The 21,802-nt window shown below is 57.9% G+C and carries 22 protein-coding genes; 2 read left to right on the top strand and 20 right to left on the bottom strand.

What is annotated here, in order from left to right; all coding sequences use genetic code 11:
* From FJY67_02240 to FJY67_02220, 5 genes are all read right to left on the bottom strand, one after another.
* Entirely contained in the window at window positions 1-657 is a 657-nt protein-coding gene (locus tag FJY67_02240) for a hypothetical protein (protein MBM3328279.1), read from the bottom strand.
* 503 nt (window positions 658-1,160) lie between these two features.
* Entirely contained in the window at window positions 1,161-1,958 is a 798-nt protein-coding gene (locus FJY67_02235) for a UDP-2,3-diacylglucosamine diphosphatase (GenBank protein MBM3328278.1), read from the bottom strand.
* Window positions 1,955-3,124: a M24 family metallopeptidase gene (locus tag FJY67_02230; protein MBM3328277.1), complete on the bottom strand. Its 1,170-nt coding sequence runs from the start codon at window positions 3,122-3,124 to the stop codon at window positions 1,955-1,957. Before FJY67_02230 ends, FJY67_02235 begins: the two co-directional genes overlap by 4 nt.
* A gap of 13 nt (window positions 3,125-3,137) precedes the next feature.
* Complete coding sequence (locus FJY67_02225) at window positions 3,138-3,461, bottom strand: hypothetical protein (protein MBM3328276.1); 324 nt, start codon at window positions 3,459-3,461, stop codon at window positions 3,138-3,140.
* A gap of 4 nt (window positions 3,462-3,465) precedes the next feature.
* Window positions 3,466-4,293, bottom strand: coding sequence for a hypothetical protein (locus FJY67_02220; protein ID MBM3328275.1), 828 nt, complete (start codon window positions 4,291-4,293; stop codon window positions 3,466-3,468).
* A gap of 3 nt (window positions 4,294-4,296) precedes the next feature.
* On the opposite strand from FJY67_02220, the gene FJY67_02215 reads away from it, so the two are divergent.
* Window positions 4,297-5,067, top strand: coding sequence for a laccase domain-containing protein (locus tag FJY67_02215; protein ID MBM3328274.1), 771 nt, complete (start codon window positions 4,297-4,299; stop codon window positions 5,065-5,067).
* Window positions 5,068-5,140: 73 nt separating this feature from the next.
* Here FJY67_02215 and FJY67_02210 read toward each other — a convergent pair whose 3' ends face one another.
* The 15 genes from FJY67_02210 to mce form a co-directional block, all read right to left on the bottom strand.
* The gene (locus tag FJY67_02210) at window positions 5,141-5,698 is read right to left on the bottom strand and encodes a hypothetical protein (GenBank protein MBM3328273.1); all 558 of its coding nucleotides are present in this window, start codon (window positions 5,696-5,698) and stop codon (window positions 5,141-5,143) included.
* Between the two features lie 77 nt (window positions 5,699-5,775).
* Window positions 5,776-6,360, bottom strand: a complete 585-nt coding sequence (locus tag FJY67_02205; GenBank protein MBM3328272.1) for a sigma-70 family RNA polymerase sigma factor — start codon at window positions 6,358-6,360, stop codon at window positions 5,776-5,778.
* On the bottom strand, window positions 6,357-7,370 hold the full coding sequence (holA, locus tag FJY67_02200) for a DNA polymerase III subunit delta (GenBank protein MBM3328271.1): 1,014 nt from the start codon (window positions 7,368-7,370) through the stop codon (window positions 6,357-6,359). Before holA ends, FJY67_02205 begins: the two co-directional genes overlap by 4 nt.
* A gap of 133 nt (window positions 7,371-7,503) precedes the next feature.
* Complete coding sequence (locus tag FJY67_02195; protein MBM3328270.1) at window positions 7,504-8,232, bottom strand: gamma-glutamyl-gamma-aminobutyrate hydrolase family protein; 729 nt, start codon at window positions 8,230-8,232, stop codon at window positions 7,504-7,506.
* A 12-nt stretch (window positions 8,233-8,244) separates the two neighbouring features.
* Window positions 8,245-9,861, bottom strand: coding sequence for an amidohydrolase family protein (locus tag FJY67_02190; protein ID MBM3328269.1), 1,617 nt, complete (start codon window positions 9,859-9,861; stop codon window positions 8,245-8,247).
* The gene (gene rny, locus FJY67_02185; GenBank protein ID MBM3328268.1) at window positions 9,845-11,407 is read right to left on the bottom strand and encodes a ribonuclease Y; all 1,563 of its coding nucleotides are present in this window, start codon (window positions 11,405-11,407) and stop codon (window positions 9,845-9,847) included. Before rny ends, FJY67_02190 begins: the two co-directional genes overlap by 17 nt.
* Window positions 11,408-11,708: 301 nt before the next feature.
* Entirely contained in the window at window positions 11,709-12,035 is a 327-nt protein-coding gene (locus FJY67_02180) for a cell division protein ZapA (protein MBM3328267.1), read from the bottom strand.
* A 102-nt stretch (window positions 12,036-12,137) separates the two neighbouring features.
* Window positions 12,138-12,395, bottom strand: a complete 258-nt coding sequence (locus FJY67_02175; GenBank protein ID MBM3328266.1) for a hypothetical protein — start codon at window positions 12,393-12,395, stop codon at window positions 12,138-12,140.
* A gap of 99 nt (window positions 12,396-12,494) precedes the next feature.
* A complete protein-coding gene (locus tag FJY67_02170; protein MBM3328265.1) occupies window positions 12,495-14,954 on the bottom strand; it encodes a phenylalanine--tRNA ligase subunit beta in 2,460 nt (819 codons plus the stop codon).
* A 121-nt stretch (window positions 14,955-15,075) separates the two neighbouring features.
* The gene (locus FJY67_02165) at window positions 15,076-16,074 is read right to left on the bottom strand and encodes an NAD(P)-dependent glycerol-3-phosphate dehydrogenase (protein MBM3328264.1); all 999 of its coding nucleotides are present in this window, start codon (window positions 16,072-16,074) and stop codon (window positions 15,076-15,078) included.
* 15 nt (window positions 16,075-16,089) lie between these two features.
* A complete protein-coding gene (gene plsY, locus FJY67_02160) occupies window positions 16,090-16,764 on the bottom strand; it encodes a glycerol-3-phosphate 1-O-acyltransferase PlsY (GenBank protein MBM3328263.1) in 675 nt (224 codons plus the stop codon).
* A complete protein-coding gene (locus FJY67_02155) occupies window positions 16,719-17,771 on the bottom strand; it encodes a phosphoribosylformylglycinamidine cyclo-ligase (protein ID MBM3328262.1) in 1,053 nt (350 codons plus the stop codon). Before FJY67_02155 ends, plsY begins: the two co-directional genes overlap by 46 nt.
* Complete coding sequence (locus FJY67_02150) at window positions 17,708-18,166, bottom strand: cyclic nucleotide-binding domain-containing protein (protein ID MBM3328261.1); 459 nt, start codon at window positions 18,164-18,166, stop codon at window positions 17,708-17,710. Before FJY67_02150 ends, FJY67_02155 begins: the two co-directional genes overlap by 64 nt.
* 10 nt (window positions 18,167-18,176) lie before the next feature.
* The gene (locus FJY67_02145; GenBank protein ID MBM3328260.1) at window positions 18,177-19,373 is read right to left on the bottom strand and encodes an aminotransferase class I/II-fold pyridoxal phosphate-dependent enzyme; all 1,197 of its coding nucleotides are present in this window, start codon (window positions 19,371-19,373) and stop codon (window positions 18,177-18,179) included.
* 59 nt (window positions 19,374-19,432) lie between these two features.
* Window positions 19,433-19,855 (bottom strand): methylmalonyl-CoA epimerase, encoded by a 423-nt coding sequence (gene mce / locus FJY67_02140; GenBank protein ID MBM3328259.1) that lies wholly within the window; start codon window positions 19,853-19,855, stop codon window positions 19,433-19,435.
* A gap of 107 nt (window positions 19,856-19,962) precedes the next feature.
* Here mce and FJY67_02135 point away from each other — a divergent pair, with 107 nt between their 5' ends.
* A complete protein-coding gene (locus tag FJY67_02135) occupies window positions 19,963-21,621 on the top strand; it encodes a tryptophanase (protein MBM3328258.1) in 1,659 nt (552 codons plus the stop codon).
* The last annotated feature ends 181 nt before the right edge of the window (window positions 21,622-21,802 follow it).

The following is a 21,802-nucleotide window of genomic DNA, read 5'->3' as shown; positions in this document are numbered from 1 at the left end:
TTAGATATCCTCCGCGGCCAGCCCGGTCTTCAAGAACCAACGCCGTAGAGCCGGAACCGGCGAAAGCGCTACTGTTGCGACTGCCAGTGGTTCGAGGATGCAAGCCGCCATCCGCGTGAACGGCAGCGCCAGCATCACCAGGTTGCCGCTATAGACATGAATCAAGAGTGAGCCGTAATAGACATTGGGCGTCACGTCAAGGTTGACGCAGATAAAGCCGCTAATAAAGGGTATTATCAGGAAGATCGGCCATATTAGCCCCTTTGAAGGGCGCAGTTGACCGACGATGATGCGCCCGACCCGGATGGCAAGCAGTGCGATGGCAGTCGCTATGAGCGCTATCGTCAGCATGTCCGAGAGTCGCTGTGAAATAGGCAGCCAGGCGAAGCCGACGTTTTGCTTCCATTGAATCACATGCGCCGGTAGAAAGAGCGGCACCAGAATCAGGCTTACATGGAAGATCAGAAGGATGACAGCCGTAAAGGGATTCTTCAAAGACGCCATCCAACGGTCCCGACCGGACCAGAGACCTTGTGGCGATGCGGCGCCGTTCTGTCGCATCGCCGCCAGAAAAATGATCCGTGCCAGTCCCAATAGCATTAGGCCAAACGAGAGTCGAAAGAGCGGGCCTCTTCCGAATGCAATCCAACTTTCCATCTTGCCTTTGATAAGGAGTGTGAGGTGTTCAGACTCATACTTTGCGAACGCCGTGCCACGCCATTCAAGGCTATTCGTTATCGTATTAACTATATGCAATTGCAAGCGCGCGTTTTTTCGCCTTACAGACGGGTCATTGAGGGATACTACACAGGTATTCGTTATATTATAATCATAACGAGAGAATGCTCGCTCTCATTATCTCGTCTAATGGTATGTATAGTGAGTGGGGACGAAAGTCAGAGGGGTTTGGGAAGCCGGAAGGAACAAACGGCAGGTTTCTTTGTCAGTCAATCGTCATTATTAATGGGTGCAGTATCATCTTGTTTTGTCCCCCCGCTCAGCGGGGGTGTATAGTCTGGGGAGATGGGTAACAAACGTGCGGGGAGATGGGTGACACAATCGTATCGCATGACAGGTCACAAAAGGAGGTCTGTCATGCCGGACTGGGTTCCCGCCTTAGCGGGAACGACGATCTTACCATCACCTTTCACTTCAAGCAATCATTGGTTATAGGAAGCAGCGTTACTATCATTATTATAAAATCTTAGGATTGCCCGCTTCCCGTCGAACCACCCGTAACTACCCTTTCTGATCCAGTCCCCGATGGCGAGCATCCCGCCGCTGCTGTGAGGCAGCCATTCGGCTTCATGGCGATGCCCCATGACGACGAAGTCAAAGCCCCGGTCGATGACTGTTCGCGCATACTTGCGGTAGTCTTCGGCAGTCGTCCGTCCGGCTTCACCGAAATGGCTGCGCGATGTTCCGGAGAGACAATATGCGAGGTAGATACCGAGGTCGGGGTGGATTAGACGATAGAGGTGTTCGGTTGGCCCCCATCGGACGATGCGGCGCAGGAGTCGATAGCCGCGATCGCGCGGTGCCAGTCCGTCGCCGTGGATCAGGTGGAAGCGTTTCTCGCCGATGAGCGCATCGACCGGCTGCCGCGAGATGCGTATTCCAACCTCGTTCTGCAGGAATTGCCCGATGTGCCCGTCGTGATTGCCACCAATGTAGAGCACTTGGACGCCTTGACGGCACAGGCCGGCGATTGCCTCAAGGACTGGAAAAGCCGCACCCGGAACGACGCGACGCCATTCGAACCAAAAGTCAAAGAGGTCGCCCAGCAGCACAAGTGACCTTGCCGAAGGTCCAACCTCACGTAGAAATTGAATCACCCGGCTGCGCCAAGTCTCCTGCCCCGGGCGGACGACAAGCGGGATATGGCAGTCAGCCAGGAAAAGAGCCGGGTAGGGGAGTTCCAGCAGGTCCGATGCTTCCGGGTGGGCTGACTCACTCATTGGCTAAGGTCGAGACGGATGATACGGTCCTGAACCGGTGACGTTACCAATGGGCCGTCGGCTTTCATATAGATGTTGATCTCCAGCCGGACACCAAAGCCCGATAGGTAGATACCCGGTTCAACGGTGAATCCTATGCCCGGTATAAGGTTGCGGCGGTCATCGGTTTCGAAGTTGTCAAGGTTGACGCCAAGCCCGTGAACATGATCGCCGGGCGAGAGCGAATGTCCGGTTCGGTGGAAGAAAGCCGCACCATATCCAGCAGCGTCGATGACTCCTCGCGCGACATTATCAAGATCGCGGCCTTGCAGCCCTTCCCCTTTCAAAGCCGCTTCCTCGACTCGCATAACAACGGCATCCCGCGCCGACCGAACGACGTCGAAGACCCGTTGCTGTTCCGCCGATGGCTCGCCCCACTTGCCAACCCAGGTGATGTCGCTAAAGATATGCTGCGATCCGGGAGCACGAGCCCAAAGGTCGATCAAGACCCAGTCGCCTCTTTGGATCGTATGGTGCCGCGATTCGGTGGGATAGTAATGCGGGTCGCCACTTCTTTCGTTGGTGGAGACAACCGGCATCTCTTCAGTTTCCAACCCCAGCCGGTCGAATTCAGTGAGGATGAACCTCTGAACATCGAATTCGTTTATTGTGCGGTCGGCAATCAGCGCTTCCCGGATCATTGCGAAGGCATTATCCTTGATCGCAGCGACTTGTCGCGACACTTCAAGGTGCCGCGCCTGTGCTTCCGGCGACCATACTGCTGTAACTGCCTGGATCAGATTCCCGGATGAGACGACTTCAATATCTCTTGAACGAATGTTCTCGATAGTTCCGGCATCGACATAGGCTACTGCCGGCAACGCGCCATCCGGGACATACTCCATTGCCAGGCGTTTGACGCTCTCGAGGCATTTGTCAAGCAAGCGGCTTAATTCCTGCCGGTCGCCATAGATATGAAGATCGGCATCCAGCGGTGGCAGCATCGTTGCGTCGATCCGGTGCGCGATACAAAGGGGTCCCTTATGGGGTCGTAATAAAAAGTAGAGCCGTCGTGTGGTCCAGGGCTTGAGACCCAGGATGCGGGCAAGTATTGGATTCGAGCCGCGGAAATCGTAGATGAGCCAGCCGTCCAGTTGCGCGGCGGTGAGTTGTTCCCCGATTTTCAAGAAGTCTTCCAAGTCACTCCTTATCGGGTAGATGACGTCGGCGGGAGGTGTTGACCGAGACCATCTTGCTCGATACTTGACGGCTCTTGTAGAGGGCTTTGATGACCTGCCTGGCGATTGATTCTTTACGCCTGCCGGATTGCATCGTTACGGTAGAACCCCCGGGCAGCGACTGCTTTAATTGGCGCTGCAGGCTCTTGGCTGCTTGCGGCGTCAGGATGATCATCGGGCCTTCGAAGTCGCCTCCGGGCTTGCCGGTTCGTTCGCAAGCCAGATAGAACTCGGCTTGAGTGTGACCTATGCGGAGGCGGGCGATGTCAATAGATTTCAGCGGCATGCTCTCACCTTCCAAGTGAATAGTCGATCATTGCCCGGAGCAGGGCGCGCTCGGAGTCGGGATCGACGAGATCGGCGCCGAATCCGCTGCTATCGGCGCCGGTGCCTTCCTCGAACTCGGGCTGGAAACCAGCCAGGACCACGTAACCGGAGCCGTAGGCAGTTGTTACCAGCGATGGGGTGCCAGTTTGTCGATAAAGATAGATGACTTCCGTCCGACTGGGATCAGGGTTGGGAAATTCGGGCCCCCACCGGTAAAGGGTCTGATACCCGGGCGCGCCGGGGATCAGTAATGCTCCGGTGCGGCGGTCGATATCCGTCATCGAATGCTGCGGGTAGGGAGCGATAAGGTCGACCGGCCAACGGGCAGGTGTGGTGAGCAGTCCCAGCCCGGCTTCGCTGCTCACAGTTGGTCCGGCTAATGCAGCTCCGCCACCAAGCCCGATGAACCCTCCTTCCGACGACACAAATGACCGGATCCGGTCGAGCCCTACTGGTCCCAGCGACTCGACCATTTCCCGGGGATCACCTCCCGGGACGATCAAAGTGCGAAAACGCCCTGCTCCACCCCGCATCAGTGAGCTTATACCGAGCGTGTCGAAGTCAATCTGAAGCGCACGCAGTGCGGTCCGGGTGGCAATAGCGCTCTCGACCCAAACGCCCGGCCCCCAGTAGAGACCAACGTCCCGCTCAACCTCCCTTGAGCCGCCTTCGTCAACTGCGCAACTTGCCAGCAGCAACAGAACCGCGGCAGGTGCTAATAGTCGCCACCATCGTCGTTGCCTGAAACGATCGGTAGTTTGGAGTCGTCGCTGCAGCAAAGTATCTTTCAAGTTATGTTCAGGTTGAATCCAACGCAAGCCATGTCTTTAATGCCGCAAGATTCTGAGATCGTGCGCCTCCCTGAATGGGTTGGCGAGATTCGCTTTGCCCTATCGCTCCGTCAGGACGGTCAGATGTCCTTCAAGCGCGCGCCGAAAGAGGTCGTAGCAGCCAATCGCAAGCGCTTTCTGACCCGGTATGGCTTCGATTGGGAGCGGGTTGTGGCGGGTGAGTTAGTCCACAGCGCCGGGATCGCGGTCGTAACGCCGGAGGATGTTGGGCGCGGGGCAATGCGCGACAACGGACTACCCGGTATCGACGGAATGATAACCACTTATAGTGAAGTTACGATGCTTACCACCCACGCCGATTGCGCGCCGATCGTAATATACGATCGGGTGAAACAGGTGCTGGGACAGGCTCACGCCGGATGGAGAGGACTGCGATCCGGCATCATCCCGGCTCTGGTAGATGCTATGGCCTCAAGAGGGGCTTTTCCTAAGCGGATGCAGGCTTGGATCGGGCCGACTATCGGGAAGTGCTGCTATCCGGTGGGGCCGGAGGTCGCGGATCAGTTTCCAGATAATTGTAAAGCAGTGAACAGCGGGCAGACGCGACTCGACCTTCCTTCTTTTATCCAGCGTGAGTTAAAGGCACTCGACCTGGCGCCGGAGTCCATCACCGACTCCGGCATCTGCACGTCCTGCAATCTACACTTCTCATCATACCGGCGAGACGGAACTGCAACAGTGGCAATGGCGCTGGTAACCGGCCTATTCCGGTAACGTCGGCGATTCAATGAAAAAAAGGGCACGGTAGAGGACCGTGCCCTTTAACTGCACCTACTTCGCCAGACCCTTATCGGCCGCTACCTGAGACGACCTGCGAATGGCGATTGACATCATAGGCGGGAGTTACATCCCGCGGAAGTGAGTCGCTGCGGCTGTTTCCGCTATCCCGGCGCGCCTCAGCCACAGATGGAACGTTGACCGACGCCGCATCGGCCGGTTGCGTGACAGGCAGAGCGGGAACGACGGTCGAGTTCGTTACCGGCGGGACTGTAGCCAGCCGGGTGGGCGAAACGGCCGGTTCGGGTAGGATCATCAACAAGCCGATAGCCAAGCCGGTAGCCAGACCAGCCCCCACAACCGTCCATCCGGCCCGACGCATGGATGCACCTGATCCGCGCCGACGCAATGACCTCAGGGCAACGCCAAGATCATGCTCAAACTCGTTGTAAGGCTGATAAGGACGCAATTTCGCCAGCCGCCGGCGCAAGTTGGCAGCATCGGCAGTAAACGTAGCACAATGCGCGCAAGTGCGGGAGTGATCGTCCATCCCTCGCATCGCCTCGCCGGCGAGTTCCTTATCCTGCCAGGCCTTGAAATCGCGCTCAAATAGTTCGCAATTGATCATAACTTCCTATTGGTTTCCGTTATCCGCTGATTGGACAGACCGGTTTTTGTCCTGTTCGTCCTCCCCTGCCGTGGCGCTCAGAGGAGATCCTTCAACCGTTCCTGGAGACGCGCCCGTCCGCGGTTGACCCGCGACTTCACAGTCCCCAAAGGTATCTGTAGTATTGAACCTATTTCTTCATACGAAAGTTCCTGCACATCGCGCAGGACAATGACTTCACGAAAGACGAGAGGCAGTTTGGCGATCTCGGCATCGACGCGGCGCTGAATGGTGCGTCGTTCGAGATCTCGTTCCGGATCGGCATTGTCATCGACTATATCGAGGGGTTTCTCATCTTCCCGCGAGTTGCCGCTCTTACCGCCACCGAGAAAGACCCACCGACGAATCTTCTGTCGTCTCAGTTCCGACTTGGTGAGGTTGCCGGCGATGGTATAGATCCAAGTCGAGAATTTAGCTATCTCGCGGTAACTACTCCGATTCGTCCAGACCCGGATGAAGGTCTCCTGAAGAATGTCTTCACTGAAGGCGGGATCGCCGAGAATGCGATAGATAAAGTTGAAGAGCGGCCCCCGATAGCGCGCTACGATCAGATCGAAAGCACCGTCCTCCCCGCTCTGAAAGCGGCGAATCAACTCCTCATCGGTTACGGTTCGATCGTTCACGCTATTCCCGCCGCCTTGGCGCGCATAAGTCCCGTCAATTCAATGATGATCCGATCGATCTCGACCTCCTCGTCGCGTTCACCGGACTTGATGGCGAGATCGGCGTCGTGGAGTCGAATGATTGCCCGTTCAATGGTGTCGCGCGCGATTCCCCGGACCAGGCCAAGGTGTTTTTGGAAGACGAAATCCTTCAGGCCAAGCAACCGTTTCGCTTCGTCGATCATTGCCCGCTCCTGAGCCCGCTTTACGAACCACAACTGCGAGAAGAAGCGGAAGAGGTCTCCGATCAACTGGGTTGCTTTGAAGCCGCCCCACAACCTCAACGAATCGCCGGCCTGGATCGCCGCGACCATATCACCTCGACCCACCGCATCGGTAAGCCGGTACCGTTGAATGACGAAGCCTCCGCCGCCAGCCTCTTCGATAGTTCTCCGGGTGATTTCTCCGCCCATTGAAACCATCAAAGCCAGCCGGTCGAGTTCCTGCACCAAATCGCGCAAGCCTGGCCAGGGAACGTTTCCGAGATGATCGACGGCGTCAGCGGCAATCCTGTAACCAATGCCTTGCAAGTAACGACGAATCCACTCTCCCAGTTCCCGCGTCCTTGGAGTTTCGCAATCGACGACAGTTAAATTTGCGAACTTGCGCCGAAAGAATGCCTTTCGACGGTCGGCATCGGCGGCTCGCAGAATCAGCAGCCCGTCCTCGGGAGGCCGTTCGAGGTAGCGATCTACGGCGTCGAGCATCTTGTCCGGAAGTTCGTGTGCCTGCTTTACGACTACCACCCGCATCCGCGCAAAAACGGGCGGTGTCGTCAACGCCTCAGCCAATCCGGACGGCTCACGACCGTAGAGCACCGTCAGGTTGAGTTGTCGTTCGTCGAGAGGCAGCGCAATATCCACCAGCGCATCGGATCCGGTTTCGGCGAGGTAATCCTCACTTCCGGTGAAGAGATATGCCGGGAGAAGCGACCCGGCAGTGAGGTGCTTCTGAAAGTCGGAGTAGTTCAAGGCAAGAACAGGGGATGCAAATCTTTGTTTATATTAATGATAATGTCAAACCGATGGCTCGATGGAGGAGTCTTATTAGCAGCCCAATCCCGCCATACCGGATAGGCACTATCGCGTGCTCCGGCAGTTTCCGCTATTGTGCTGCATTGCGGACGAACCAGCGTGAAAGTTCCACCATTTGGGCTTCCCCCAGCATCCGTTCGGGGTGCCATTGCACCCCGAAGGTAAAGCGGTCGTCGGGGCAATGGACGGCTTCGATCACTCCGTCGTTGGCAGCAGCCAGCGGCACAAGCCCGCGTCCGAGGTCTTTGATCGACTGATGATGGCTGCTGTTGACCTGAATCTCATCGCGTTCCAAGACTTCGCTCAGCGGCGAGTGGCGGGTCAGGAGGATGCTATGGAACGATTCCCTGCCGTCTTCCCAATTATGGTGCTGAAGCGCGCCTTCAATCTCCGTCGGGACATCCTGATAGAGGCTTCCGCCAAAAGCCACGTTGATCACCTGCATCCCCCGGCAGATGCCGAGCACGGCTCGGGATAGTCCGCGCGCGGCTTTTACCAGTTCCATCTCGAACCGGTCCCGCGCCGGATCGCAGTTCATAGATGCATGGTTCGACTCACCGTAAAAAGCAGGATCGACGTCGCATCCACCGCTGATGAGGATGCCGTTCAATCCGGCGACGATAGCCGGCGCCGCATCTGGCGATTCGACCGGTGGAAGCACCACCGGGATACCTCCACCGGCGAGAATGAACTGGCAATAAGGGTCATGTAGATAGTGCACCTTGACGCTGGTCGAAAAGGTGCGTTTGGGGTCGTTGGGCGGGCTCATGTTGGCACTGATGCCGATGAGTGGCTTCATAGAGGAACCTGATTATTCCTGTGTTTCATAGACTACATTGCCTCGGGCGATGGTCATCACCACCCGGGCTTCAGACCAATCGGCGAGATCGGAACTGACGCCTTCGACGATAGTGAAGTCGGCCTGAAAGCCTGGGTCAATGCGTCCCCGAAGGCTCTCCCAACCGGTGGAAGCAGCGAAACCGGTAGTCATTGCGGCGATTGCCTGGCCGGGGAATAACGCCTCGGCTGGATCGAAAAGTCGGGTTGGCTCTGCATAATACCCAGCCTGATTGATGGCAACATGGAGGGCTTTAAGCGGGTCGGGAGTAGAAACCGGCCAATCGCTTCCTATTGCAATGGGAACTCCGGCGCTTTGCAGAGATCGCCATATGAACGACCGCCTGCATCGTTCCACACCTATCCTCTCCGCGAGCCAGACCTGATCGTCCAACAAGTGAACCGGCTGGATGGAAGCCGTCGTCTTCGACCGGGCGATACGTTCTGTTCCATTCCTGGGCAACATCTGCAGATGCTCGATGCGGTGCGGCGCACTCGACGAAACCGGCGTCTCGGCCAGAATCCGGGCGGCTTGATCGACCGCCTGGTCGCCAATAGCGTGCAGCGCCATTCTCCAGCCAAAGGAGGCGCCGGCGCGGCACAAATCAAGAAGTTCCGTATCGCCAAACATCAACATCCCGACGGAGGTTGGGTCATCAGCATAAGGCTCGAAGAGCGCAGCTGTCCGCGATCCGAAACTGCCGTCGAGGAAGACCTTCAAGGTCTGCACCTTAAATTGCCGTCCCGGTGGCGGCGGGGGCGATGCGCCGTCCCAATTCTCGAAACGGCGCCAGGCATCGATATCAACTGCCAAGCGACTTTCTCGGTCAAGGTAGTCATAGACTTCGGCATTTCCGGGATCGAGGACTTCGCAGACTCCGGTCAAGCCCCGTGAGACCAAATGGTCGATACCGCCTTGAATGAACCGCTCCCGGTCGTTTGGAGTAAGTTGCGGTCGAAAACGGGTGACGAGATCGATTGCCGACTCGCGGAGAATACCGGTTGGGCGTCCGTTGACATCGGTCTCTATTCGTCCGCCAGTTGGAACGTTGGAGGCATTGTCGATGCCTGCCATCGCGAGTGCCGTCCGGTTGACGCAACAGGTGTGCAAGTCCTTCTGATGCACTGTCGCCGGAATCCCGGGGCAAGCATCTTCGAGCAGATCGGCGTTCAACAATCCGTAGCGAGATTCCCAGTTAAACGCTTCAATCCAGCGGCGCCCGGCGCTTTCAATTGCACGAAAGGACTTCTCAATGACCGCTCGAATTTCATTGCTTCCCAGACCGGTAAGATTAGGGATCGCGAGCGATTGACCGCCGGCGGACAAATGGAGATGAGCATCCGCAAGTCCGGGTAGGACAATTCGCCCGTGCAGATCGATGATGAGACAGCCGTCGGCGGTGTTGCCAAACCCATTGCCGCGCGGTGCAAGACCGAAAAGACGCTCACCCCGAACGAGCAGATCGGATGCCTCGAGTCGAAATCCAGTTCTTTCGGGTCGATAGACGCGTCCGTTCGTTAGAACGAGTCCCCTCAAGCCATCGCGGTCTGTAGCGGAGTCGGACTTCACTCGTTTAGCGTGCCAGTTCAACGGCGCGAAATTCGCGGATCACCGTCACCTTGATCTGACCCGGGAATTCGAGGTCTGCTTCGATCCGCCGGGCGATATCGGCGGCAAGTTGCGTCGCGTCGCCGTCGGATGTCCGCTCCTGCTCTACCATCACCCGAATTTCACGCCCGGCCTGAAGCGCATAACTCTTAGCGACTCCGCTGAAACCAGTAGCAATCTTCTCCAGGGTCTCAAGCCGTTTGATGTATCCTTCAAGGCTGTCGCGCCGGGCACCGGGACGGGCTCCCGAAATGGCATCGGCGGCCTGCACCAGGCAGGCGATGAGCGACCCGGCTTCGACGTCATCGTGATGCGAGGCAATCACATTCAGAACGGCTTTCGGCTCGTTGAAGCGGCGAGCCAGATCCATTCCCAATTCGACATGGGTGCCTTCGGTCGTGCGGTCGATCGACTTACCGATGTCGTGGAGCAGCCCGCAGCGAGCGGCAAGTTTGGCGTCAAGCCGCAATTCCGCCGCCATCAGGGCTGCCAGTCGCGCCACCTCAATCGAGTGCTTGAGGACATTCTGGCCGTAACTGGTGCGATAATGAAGAATCCCGAGATGCCGCAAGAGTTCGCTATGCAAGCCATCGACGCCAACTTCAAGAGCTGCCTGTTCGCCCAGTTCGATGACCTTGACTTCAAGTTCATCCTGAGCCTTGTGAACGACTTCCTCAATGCGTGCAGGATGGATGCGACCGTCGGCAACCAGTTTTTCAAGCGCCAGCCGCGCCACCTCCCGGCGAAACGGGTCGAAGCCGGAGAGGGTAACTGCTTCGGGGGTATCATCAATAATTACTTCGCAGCCGGTGGCGGCCTCGAAGGCGCGAATGTTGCGTCCTTCGCGCCCGATGATCCGCCCCTTGATTTCGTCGCCGGGGATATTGACCACGGTGACTGTAGTTTCGGCGGAGTGATCGGCAGCGGATCGCTGAATGGCCTGGACGACGATCTCGCGCGCTTCCCGGTCAGCCTGCTGGCGGGCGCGTTCGCGAATCTGACGGATCGAGTCGGCGGCTTCGAACCTCGCCTTCTCGATCAACTCCTGCTTGAGTTGTGCCAAGGCGTCGTCCTGACTCAGCCCGGCTACCCGGTCCAGCCGACCTGCGGCTTCATCTTTGAGTCGTGCCGCCTCGGCCCGATCGATCTCAATACGCCGGGCACGCTCGCGCAGCTCCCGGTCCGCGACTTTCATCTCCCGTCCGCGCTTTTCAAGGGCTTCGACCTTTTGCAGATAGAGCCGCTCCTTATCGCGGATGGTCCGTTCCAGCCGGGTCAGGTCGGCGCGCTTGGTCTCGAAGTCATTCTCAAGTTGGGTCTTGAGTTTAAGATGATCGTCGCGGATTTCAAGCAGTTTTTCACGACGGAGGTTTTCTGCGGCACGTTCGGCGTCGGCGACTATCCGGGTAGCCTCATCCCGGGCTGCTGCTTTACGGGCATGATCGACGCGATCCTTGACGAGCCATCCGATCGCCAGCAGCCCGACTGCTGCGACGACCATTCCCAAGGCAAGCAAGAGACTGATCATAGTATATCGGCCCTGGTATTGGTGAGATAGAGAGCCCGCTCCTGCCGTTCCTGAAAGAACCTATCCTGATAGGGTGGGTGCCGCCCTACACGTTTTTCGCCTCCACCGACCGGCGGCAGATCGAGAGGGGAGACTTTGGGGTCGCCTCACAAACTACCTCCGGTATCCGCCTCATGAACGAAGCGAACTGCGGTCCGCAAGCGACGTTTAGAAACGCGCTCCCATAGGTTCTAACTGTTGGTTCTTTATGGAACTGTGGCAAGAGCGGGCTGCTTCTACAAATCCCGCAGTCGAGGAGCATCTACAAGTTGTTGATGCCCTGATTCAGCGCTTCCGATAGTTCTCGCGCTTTCTCCTCAAATTCACTCAGGATTCTATCCTTTTCGCGCCTCAGCGTGAAGAGTTCATCGGCGATATTGAGCGCCGCCAAAATCGCTATCCGGGCGGGAGTCCGAATAGCGGTCTGCTCCTCGACCAGGGTCATGCGCTCATCGACAAAGCGGGCTACATTGCGGATGTAGTCCACATCGCCGGAAGCGCGAATGGGGTATTCCTGGCCAAAGATCGTCACCGAGACGGTCTCGTCGCCATTATGATCGGCACGGTTCATAAGTTCTTTATTGTTCACCGTCCGGCCATTTCCGAATGAGTGCCATAATCGTGACGGCCTTCCGCCCTGCAAGTGAGCGAATGCGCCCGGGCAGGTCGCAGGTAAACAACCTCAATGGCGCTAAAAACCTTCCAACTTGGCCAGCAACTCATCTACCTTGGCCCGGATGCGCTCTTCCTTGACCGGATCGCGAGTGTTTCGCCGGGCCTCCTCAATGCGCTCGGCAAAGTCGTCGTTCTGACTGCGGAGATCGGTGTTCTCGGCTTCGAGCCGGATCACGCGCTGGGCCAGGTCGTCGCGTTCGGTGCGCACCTGACGATAACCTTCAAGCAGTCGGGTAACCTGCCGCTCAAGCGACTCCAATGCCGAAAGTTCCATAAGGTTGACTTTATCTATCCTGTCTGTGGTTCGAGTTGACCTTGCAGTGCGGGACCGGATATCCGGATGACGGCAACTGCATCCCTACTTCTTATCGCATCAGCCGCGGAGTTCGGCGGCGAACTCAAGCTTCGCCGCAGCGACCATTCCGTTCACCAGTTTATCGACTTCACCATCGGTCAGGGTTCGATCATGGCTTCGGAAGATAAGGTGAAAAGCCAGCGACTTACGGCTGTCGCCAACTCCACCTCCTTCAAAAAGATCGAACAGCCGGGCTCCGACAATCAACTCCCCGCCAGTCCTCTGCAGTAAGTCCTCGACCCGACCGGCTGGAACTCCCTTTTCGACGACCAGTGCTAAATCGCGCAATACCGCCGGATAGCGCGGAAGGGGATGATAAGTCGTTGTCCCGATCGGCGAAGCCCCCAGCAGTGGCTCGCCTTCAAATTCCACATACCAGACCGGAAAGTCGGCATCGAACCGACGGGCAAGATCCGCCTTGAGAGCGCCGTAATGCCCGACAATTGCCGACGTTCCCGTTTCTCCGCGACTTAAGGTCGCGCCGGTGGAAAACCCCTCAGGAACAAGGTAATCAATCTGACTGACATTGTCAACATCGAGCAGACGAAGCGCGTCGAGCGCCAGACCCTTCACATGGTGAATCGTCCAATTGCATCCGGCATCCCCCCAGGACTTTTCGCGGAGATAACCGGCAAGAATGATGCCGAGTTTCAGTCGTTCGACTGGCCGGGTCGAATCATTACCAGCCTTTTCGAAGGTGCGCCCCCACTCGAAGAGCCGGATCATCCGGTGGCCTTGATTGAAGTTCCGGACCGCGGCTTGAAGTAGGCCGGGCAGCAGACTGGCGCGCAGGAACGCAAGGTCGTCGCTGATGGGGTTGATTAGTCTGTGGGCATCAGCGTTAGCCTTCGATCCGCTTCCATCCGACACCGGCACCAAAGTCCAGGGGATCGCTTCGCGCAAACCGAGTTGCACCATAGCGTGCTTGATCTGGCTGACTCGCCGGCGGGATCGGTCTTGAGCCGGATCGCGCACCAGTGGCAGTTGCGACCTAACCGCCGGCACGACGGCGTCGTAACCTTCGAGGCGGGCGACTTCTTCGATCAGGTCGGCTTCCTCGTTCAAGTCGTGCCGCCAGGAAGGGACGGTAACCGATAGTCGTTCCGTGCCATCGCCTGACGATTGAGATTCGACTTCGCAGCCGAGCGCTTTCAAGTGAGACGCCATCGCGGCGTCGTCCAGGTCGAGGGTGAGCAGACTACGACCGCGGGAGGGGCGAAAAGAGACCAACCTGGGTTGAAAAGCAGCCGGCTGAACGTCAAGCGCTTCCTCAACCGGTCGACCGCCTGCCAATTCTGCCATCAACCAAGCTGCACGGGCGGCGACATAGGGTGTCGCATCAGGATCGACTCCCCGTTCGAACCGGCGTGACGAATCGCTCACCAAGCCAAGACGCTGCGAAGTCCGTCGAATGCCCGTCGGCTCGAAGACCGCACACTCAATCAGAACGTCCCGGGTGGCGTCGTTGATCTCGCTATTGAGTCCGCCCATAACGCCGGCAAGTGCGATACCCTTCACCGGATCGGCGATCAAAAGGTCTTCGGCTGTAAGCAGACGCTCCCTGCCATCGAGTGTGGTGAAGCGCTCGCCTTCGGCTGCATTACGAACGATGACCCTGCCTTGTTCAATCAGGCGATAGTCGAAGGCGTGAAGAGGATGGCCGGTCTCGTGTAGCAGGAAGTTGGTGATATCGACGATGTTGTTGATCGGTCTGAGGCCGACTGCGCGGAGCCGGTCTTGCATCCAGAGCGGTGCGGAGGCGACGGTCACGTCTTCCACAAGCCGTGCGGTGTAGCGGGGGCAGTGTTGAGTATCCTCGATCCTGATCTCCAGCGGCAGGGAACCCACACCTAATGCTCCGCTCGCAAGAACGTCGTTCGTTTGCTGCCTTGACAGGCCGCCGGTTAATGGCAGGTTGAGCGAAATGCGCAATTTGGCCGACAATTCCCGGGCGATGCCAAGGTGTGAAAGGCAGTCGGGGCGGTTGAAGGTAATGTCTATGTCGAAGACCCAGTCCCTCGGCGCGAGGTGCTCTTCCAGCGGAGTTCCTACTGGAAGGTCATTGGGCAGCACGAGGATGCCCTTGTGTTCGTCGGAAAGACCCAGTTCACGCTCGCTACAGATCATCCCATGCGAGAGGACGCCGCGCACTTTGCGCGAGGTAATCTCGAAACCTCCGGGGAGCCGGGCGCCCGGCAGGGCAAATGCGATGGTTTGGCCCGCAGCGACATTGGGCGCGCCGCAGACAACCGGGAGCGCTTCGTCCCGGCCGGCTTCGACACGGCAGAGCGAAAGGTGGTCGCTGCCTTCGATAGGTGCGCACTCGAGCACCTTGCCGACGACGATGCCGGTCCATGCGGCACCGACTGTATCGATTCCATCGACGGCATGCCCAAGGGAGGTAAGGATATCGGCAAGGGCTTCCGGCGACTGGTCAAACGGCACCAGATCGCGGAGCCAGTTGTAAGAGAATTTCATCCAGTCAACGACAATAATGATAAGAACTCGCTATCAATACGAGTGCGATTTGTATTAGTTCTTTGGTCAGGAGTCCCTGCGAATCATTTTTCGGTAAGTCGGACGCTTCCGGTATTCTATCCTAATCCTCCACCTTGAGGCGTCTGGACATCAATTCCATCGTCGCCTTGAGGGGATCGACGTCCTCGAAGAGGATCCGGTGCACCTGCTCGACGATCGGCATTTCGACCGCTTCCCGGCGCGCCAGATCGTAGGTCGAACGGGTTGTCCGGACGCCTTCGGCGACCATCGTCATTCCAGCCAGTATCTCACTCAACTTACGGCCCCGGCCCAACGCTTCACCGACAAACCGGTTGCGGCTGTGGCGGCTGGTGCAGGTGGTGATAAGGTCGCCCATCCCGGAGAGACCGGCAAAGGTCGCCGGTCGTCCGCCTAACTTAACGCCGAGCCGGGTGATTTCGGCGAGGCCGCGGGTCATCAGCGCGCCTTTGGTGTTGTCGCCGAAGCCAAGCCCGTCGGCGATGCCGGCTGCAAGCGCAATTATGTTCTTCAGCGCACCGCCTAATTCCACCCCTACAACGTCATCGTGGGCATAGACTCGAAAGCGCTCGTTGGAAAAGACCTCTTGAACCTTGTGTGCTGAGGTTAGATCGCAGGATGCCGCGACCACGCTCGTCGGAATCCCCTTGATCACCTCTTCGGCATGCGACGGCCCGGAGAGGGCAATGACCTGTCCGGGGGCGATTCGCTCCTTCCAAACATCCAGGAGGACTTCCGTCATCCGCAGAAGCGTCGTCTCTTCAATGCCCTTGACTACCGACACTACCAGTGCGTTCCGCCCCGGGCCATCGGGCATAATTGCCGCTACGCGCCTCATTGCATGTGAAGGGACCGCCATGACCATCAGGTCGGCAACGCATTCGGCGCTCAGATTCTCGATGGGGGTCAGATTGTCGGGAAAGGGATATCCCGGCAGAAACTCGCGATTCTCACGCTCCCGGATCATCTGCCGGACGAAGTCGGGACGAAACTCCCACAGAAACACCTCCCCGGCCCGACGCGCCAGCATGATTGCCAACGTTGTCCCCCAACTCCCGGCTCCGGCTACGACGATACGCATCAGAATCGCACCATCCTAAGCCGAACGTGCCTGCCGGGTGAGGCTCTCGTCATGTCCGATGCGCAACTCGCGCCTCTCCAGAAGGCGTCGCAAGTTGGAGCGATGCGTCCAGGTAAGGAGAATTGGCAGGATCATCCAGGCGCTCTTATCCTTCAACTGACCGCTGCCGAAAACGAGAGCCTGCCCGGAGTAAAAGAGAACCGCAGATAATGCGGCTACGGAAGCGTATCGGGTCAGAGCCGCAACGACCAGCCAGAGTCCCAGTGCGATCAAAGCAGCGAACGGCATCACTGCCAGCCCCATTCCCCAGGCGACACCGGCGCCTTTCCCGCCGCGAAACCTGGTGAATGGCGACCAAATGTGCCCGATTACCGCAGCCAGGCCGCCCCAAGTCGGTAAAGTCTCCCAGTTGCCACCAGTTAGCGACTCGGTCAGTAGAACCGCCAAAAAACCCTTTCCGGCATCGAAAGTAACGACGAACAAGCCCCAGCCCAAGCCGAAAACTCTCCAGACGTTGACCGCACCGGGGTTGCCGCTGCCGAACTCCCGAACGTCTCGTCCCAGAATAACCTTGCTCACCAGAACCCCGGTTGGAAAGGAGCCTATCAGGTAAGCCAGAAGGAGCGATGTGACTGCCGCTGCCATTAAATCGCTTTCACGACACCGACTTGCATCGGTGCAAACGTCCATTCACCGGATGCCAATGCCTGCCTCGCATCAGGGGGGCTTAGTGCCGCCAACAGGCCGATCCCCATGTTGAATGCCGGGCGCACGGCGTCATCAGTAAGACTTCCGGTTCGCTTTAAGTAGCCAAAAATCGGAGGCACCGGCCATTCCCCCCATGAGAAAACCGCTTGCAGACCATGAGGAATGATCCGGTGGGTATTCCCTTCCAAGCCTCCCCCGGTGATATGGGCGAGACCTTTCACCCTGTATGCCGACCGCAGAGCCCGAATTTCCTTTAGGTAACAACGATGCCCGGCAAGCAGTGCCGCGCCAACAGTCGATCCCAATTCGCTCACATAACGGTCGTAGCCGATGCCGGCGTCGGACAGGACGCGCCGTGCCAGACTGAAGCCGTTGGTGTGGAGTCCCGAGGAGGGAAAGCCAATGAGAACATCACCTTCGACAATAGTCTCACCATCAATTCGATCGGCCTCGTCCATAATCCCGACAATTGTCCCGACGAGGTCGATTTCGCTCTCTCGATAGACCCCCGGCATTTCGGCAGTTTCGCCTCCAACCAAAGCAACATCCCACTCCTTGCAGGCTTTTACAATACCGCCCACAGCGGCGAGAGCGGCATCGGAATCGAGTCGGCCCATCGCGATGTAGTCGAGGAAGAAGAGCGGCTCGGCGCCGCAGACGGCGAGGTCGTTGATGGAGTGATGCACCAGATCGCACCCGACTCCTTCGAGTTCCCCCATCGCCAATGCGACCGAGATCTTCGTTCCAACGCCGTCGATCGATGATACCAGAACCGGCTTGCGGTAGCGACTTGCATCGAGGGGGAATGCTCCGCCAAAGTGCCCGATCCGGCGCCCGTCCTTCCCGAGTCGTTCCTTGATTCCGGCGACGACCCGATCGCCGGCGGCAATATCGACGCCGGCTGCGCGATAATCCACTATGATTCCTACCAGATGAGCGAATTGCGCCAGAGCATATTGGTATTGCGGACGCGCTGGGAGATGATTGATGCGAGGTTGCGCATCAGGAGATAACCGATGCGGGGACGGTCATCGAGCAGTTGCGCAAGTCGGACGTATTCGAACTGATGGCAGACGACCTCGTCTTCGGTGCGAACAGTCGCCGATCGCGGTGAACCATCGACAAGCGAAAGTTCCCCGAATATCTGACCGTCCCGCATCGTATAGATGACCTCTTCCTTACCGATTTCGGTTGGGAGGGTCAGCCTGATAGAGACTCGTCCTCGTGAGATTACAAAGAGATCCCGCGACTTGGAATCCTCACGGATCACCTCCGAGCCTTTGGGAAAGCGTCTCTCTTCCGCCACAGAGGCGAGCGCCGATATTTCCTCTTCGTTGAAGTCGCGAGTCAAGCCGGCGGCACCAAGGAGTTCCTCGAATTTCATTCTATCCTTCCTATCCGGGCTCGTTGATCCGTTTCAGCGCCTGCCCGAGGTCGGCGCAAATATCCCTGGCATCCTCAATCCCCACCGACAGCCGGATGAGCGTTTCGCTGATTCCGGCTTGCTCCAACTGTTCAGTGTTGTAAGATGAGTGCGTTGTTGAAGCCGGGTGGCAAATAAGGGTATCGCAATCCCCCAGACTGACGGCAAGGGTGCAGAGTTCAACTGCATCCATGAGTCTCTTGCCGTCTTCGCGGCTGCCTTTGATGTCGAAGGCGAGCATGCCCCCAAAATCGCTCATCTGATGTCGCGCCAGTTCATGCCCGGGATGAAACCGGAGCCCGGGATAATAGACCTGTCGAATCCGCGGGTGAAAGGTCAGATACTGGGCTACCTGCAGTGCGTTGCTCGAATGCCGTCGCATCCGGACGGCGAGGGTCTTAAGTCCCCGCAAAAGCAGCCAGGCGTTGAACGGACTGATACAACTGCCGATATGGTTGAGGGTCTCCTTGCGCACCTGCTTGATAAGTCCTGCCGAACCAACGATGATGCCGGCCACCGTGTCGCCGTGTCCGCCGATGTATTTCGTCGCGCTATGAACGACGACATCGGCGCCAAACTCAAGCGGACGCTGTAAGAGCGGGGTGGCAAAGGTATTGTCCACCACCAGAAGGATGCCGTGCCTCCGGGCGATTTGAGCACAGGCTTCGATGTCGATGATGTCGAGCGTTGGATTGGCAGGGGTCTCGATGAACAGTAGTCGGGTCCGGTCGTCGATAGCGGCTTCGAGTTCGTCCAGATGTGTAGCGCGCACTTCACGAGCCTCTATACCGAACCGGGGCATCAGCCCGATATTCATTGCATGCGTCCCGCCATAGACCGTAGCCGACGAAACGTAATTGTCTCCGGTCTTGCAAAGCGTCAGGATGACGGCGACTTCAGCCGCCATTCCCGAAGATAGAGCGAGCGAGGCTTCACCCTTTTCGAGAAATGCCATCTCGCGCTCGAGACACTCCTCAGTCGGGTTGCCGAGACGGGAGTAAATGTAGCCCTTCGCTTCGCCACGGAAGAGTTGCTCGCCGTGATCGGCATTCTGGAAGGCGAAGGTAGAACTTTGATAAATAGGTGGCGCGACGGCGCCGGTGCGTGGATCGATTCCCTCTGAACCGTGTACGCAGAGGGTGTCGAAACCCCATTCCGGTTTGATCATCAAGGCTCCGGTATGATTGACATCAGCAGGATATACGGCTCTCGCTGCGGAAATGAGTATTACGACGCGGCGATAAGTTCTATTAGGACCCCTCCGGTCGAACGGGGATGCAGGAAGGCAACGCTTCGGCCTGCTGCGCCCGTTCGCACCCGTTCGCCCACCAATCGGGCACCCTGCCCGACCAACTGTTCGAGCGTCGAATCTATATTTGGAACGACGATTGCTATATGGTGCAAACCGGGGCCGTTTCGCAAGAGAAATCGTCCCACCGGGGTGTCGGGCCCTAGCGGTCGTATAAGTTCGATCCTTGTGCCTGCGGTTGCAATGAAGGAGACCTCAACACCTTCGCTTGCTATGGACTCGCGTCCGGCAGCCAGCCCGAATTGGCTATAAAGGCTTTCACCGGCATCAAGATCCTCCACCGCAATGGCAATATGATCGATGGCGCAGCCGGGCGGCAGATTGAGATCAACGGGAAGCATAGTTCAATATAGGAACCCCAAGCAAGGCGCGCAACCTAAAGGGCTTACCGAACTGCCCTGTGCCGTGTCGAAATCCCTTTCAAACTCGTCACAAAGATCATCACCCAATGACTCCCTTTACTCCGCCTGAGGCGATCCGTTTCGAGCCGTACAAGATAAAAGTAGTCGAGCCGATCGAAGCCGCCTCGCCGCTCGATCCGTCGTCGGTCGCCCGTCGGGAGGCTCTCCTGCAGGAAGCCGGTTATAACCTCTTCAACATTCCGGCACGCGACGTTACGATCGATCTTCTGACCGACTCCGGCACCGGCGCTATGTCTCAGGAGCAATGGGCAGCGATGATGGTGGGCGACGAGTCGTATGCGCGAGCAACTTCATTCGACCGCTTCGAAGCCGCAGTTCGCGGCGTAATCGGCGAGGCCTTTCACATCATCCCGACCCATCAAGGACGCGCCGCCGAGAATATCCTCTTTCACGTTCTTGGCGAATTCGCCTGCGAGTATCAACGCGACATTGCAGGTGCAGAGTGCGTTGTCTGTTGCGACGGGCGAAAACCCCTGCGGCGTCGCATCCTGATCAACTCTTTCTTCGACACCACCGCCGCCAATGTGCTGCTCCATGGCCGTTTGACCGAGGATGATCGAAACGGATCGTCTGCCGAAGCATCACTCCCGCCGGCTCGTCGCCGCCGACAGGACCAAAGGCTCAAGATGGCGAGCCTCATCACCCGCAATCAACTGGTCGTCGATCAGAGCCAGCAGGACCGCTTCGAGCACGGTATTTTTGGCGGCAACATCGATCTGGATGCACTGGAACGACAACTGGGGAATCCCGACCATCTCGCTGCTGTGATGATGGTAATGCTGACTATCACCAACAACACCGGAGGCGGCCTGCCGGTATCGCTCAGCAATATGCGGGCGATGCGGCAGATGATCGATCATTACGGCTCCCGCCTCGAGCCGGTCTTGGACGGACTCCCACCGCTGCCTTTCTTCTTCGACGCCGCACGTTTTGCAGAGAATGCCTGGTTCATTCAGCAATACGAGCCGGGGCACAAGGGACGGCCGGTCGCCGAAATCGCCCGGGAGATGTTCTCGCTCGTCGATGGCTGCACGATGTCTGCCAAGAAGGATGGTCTCGTCAATATGGGCGGGTTTATCGCCACCAGGCACCCGGTACTGCGCGATCGCTGCCGGGAACATATGGTCGAGATCGAGGGCTTCTACACTTATGGCGGCTTATCCGGTCGGGACCTTGAGGCGCTGGCTGTCGGTATCGTCGAGGGGGTTAATGACGCCCGACTTACCCAGCGCATCGGGCAGGTGCAACGGCTTTGGAGCCAGTTGCACGATAGCGGCATTCCGGTCAAGTCGCCCTGCGGCGGGCACGGCGTCTTCCTTGCCGGTCGCGCCTACTGGAGCGATGCCGATCGCATTCGCATCGCACCCGAAGACCTTCCCGGTCAGACACTTGCAGTGATGCTCTACCGGGACTATGGTATCCGTTCGTGCGAAATCGGCACGGTGATGTTCGGTGATTGGGACCCCGCAACGGGACGAGCCTCCCGCGTTGCGCCAGTCGAGGATTATGTTCGCCTGGCTTTGCCGCGACGAGTCTATACCGATGCCCACCTTGACTACGTTGCCTCTGCTATCGTCGATCTGCATCGCAAGCGCAGCCAAATCCCTTGGCGGGGAATGAAGTTCATTCACCGTCCTGAAGCCCTCCCCCACTTTCTCTCCCGATTCGAACCGTTAGTGCGCTAATCGCGCTTGGAGGGAAAACAAACACCTGCCTCAACGCGGTTGGCAATCAGTTAACAGACAGGTGTGCACCATCCCCTTGATTGAGGCGATGAGTGTTCGTATCTTAGACCATCTAAGCCTCATTATCGATGCGGCATCAAGATTGAGCGCAATGCCTGTTTTTAACAACCTGATACCGCTT

The sequence above is a fragment of the Calditrichota bacterium genome (assembly GCA_016867835.1).
GTDB lineage: Bacteria > Electryoneota > AABM5-125-24 > Hatepunaeales > Hatepunaeaceae > VGIQ01.
Note: the sequence above shows the minus strand (reverse complement) of the source record. Positions and strands in the feature narration are given on the sequence as shown.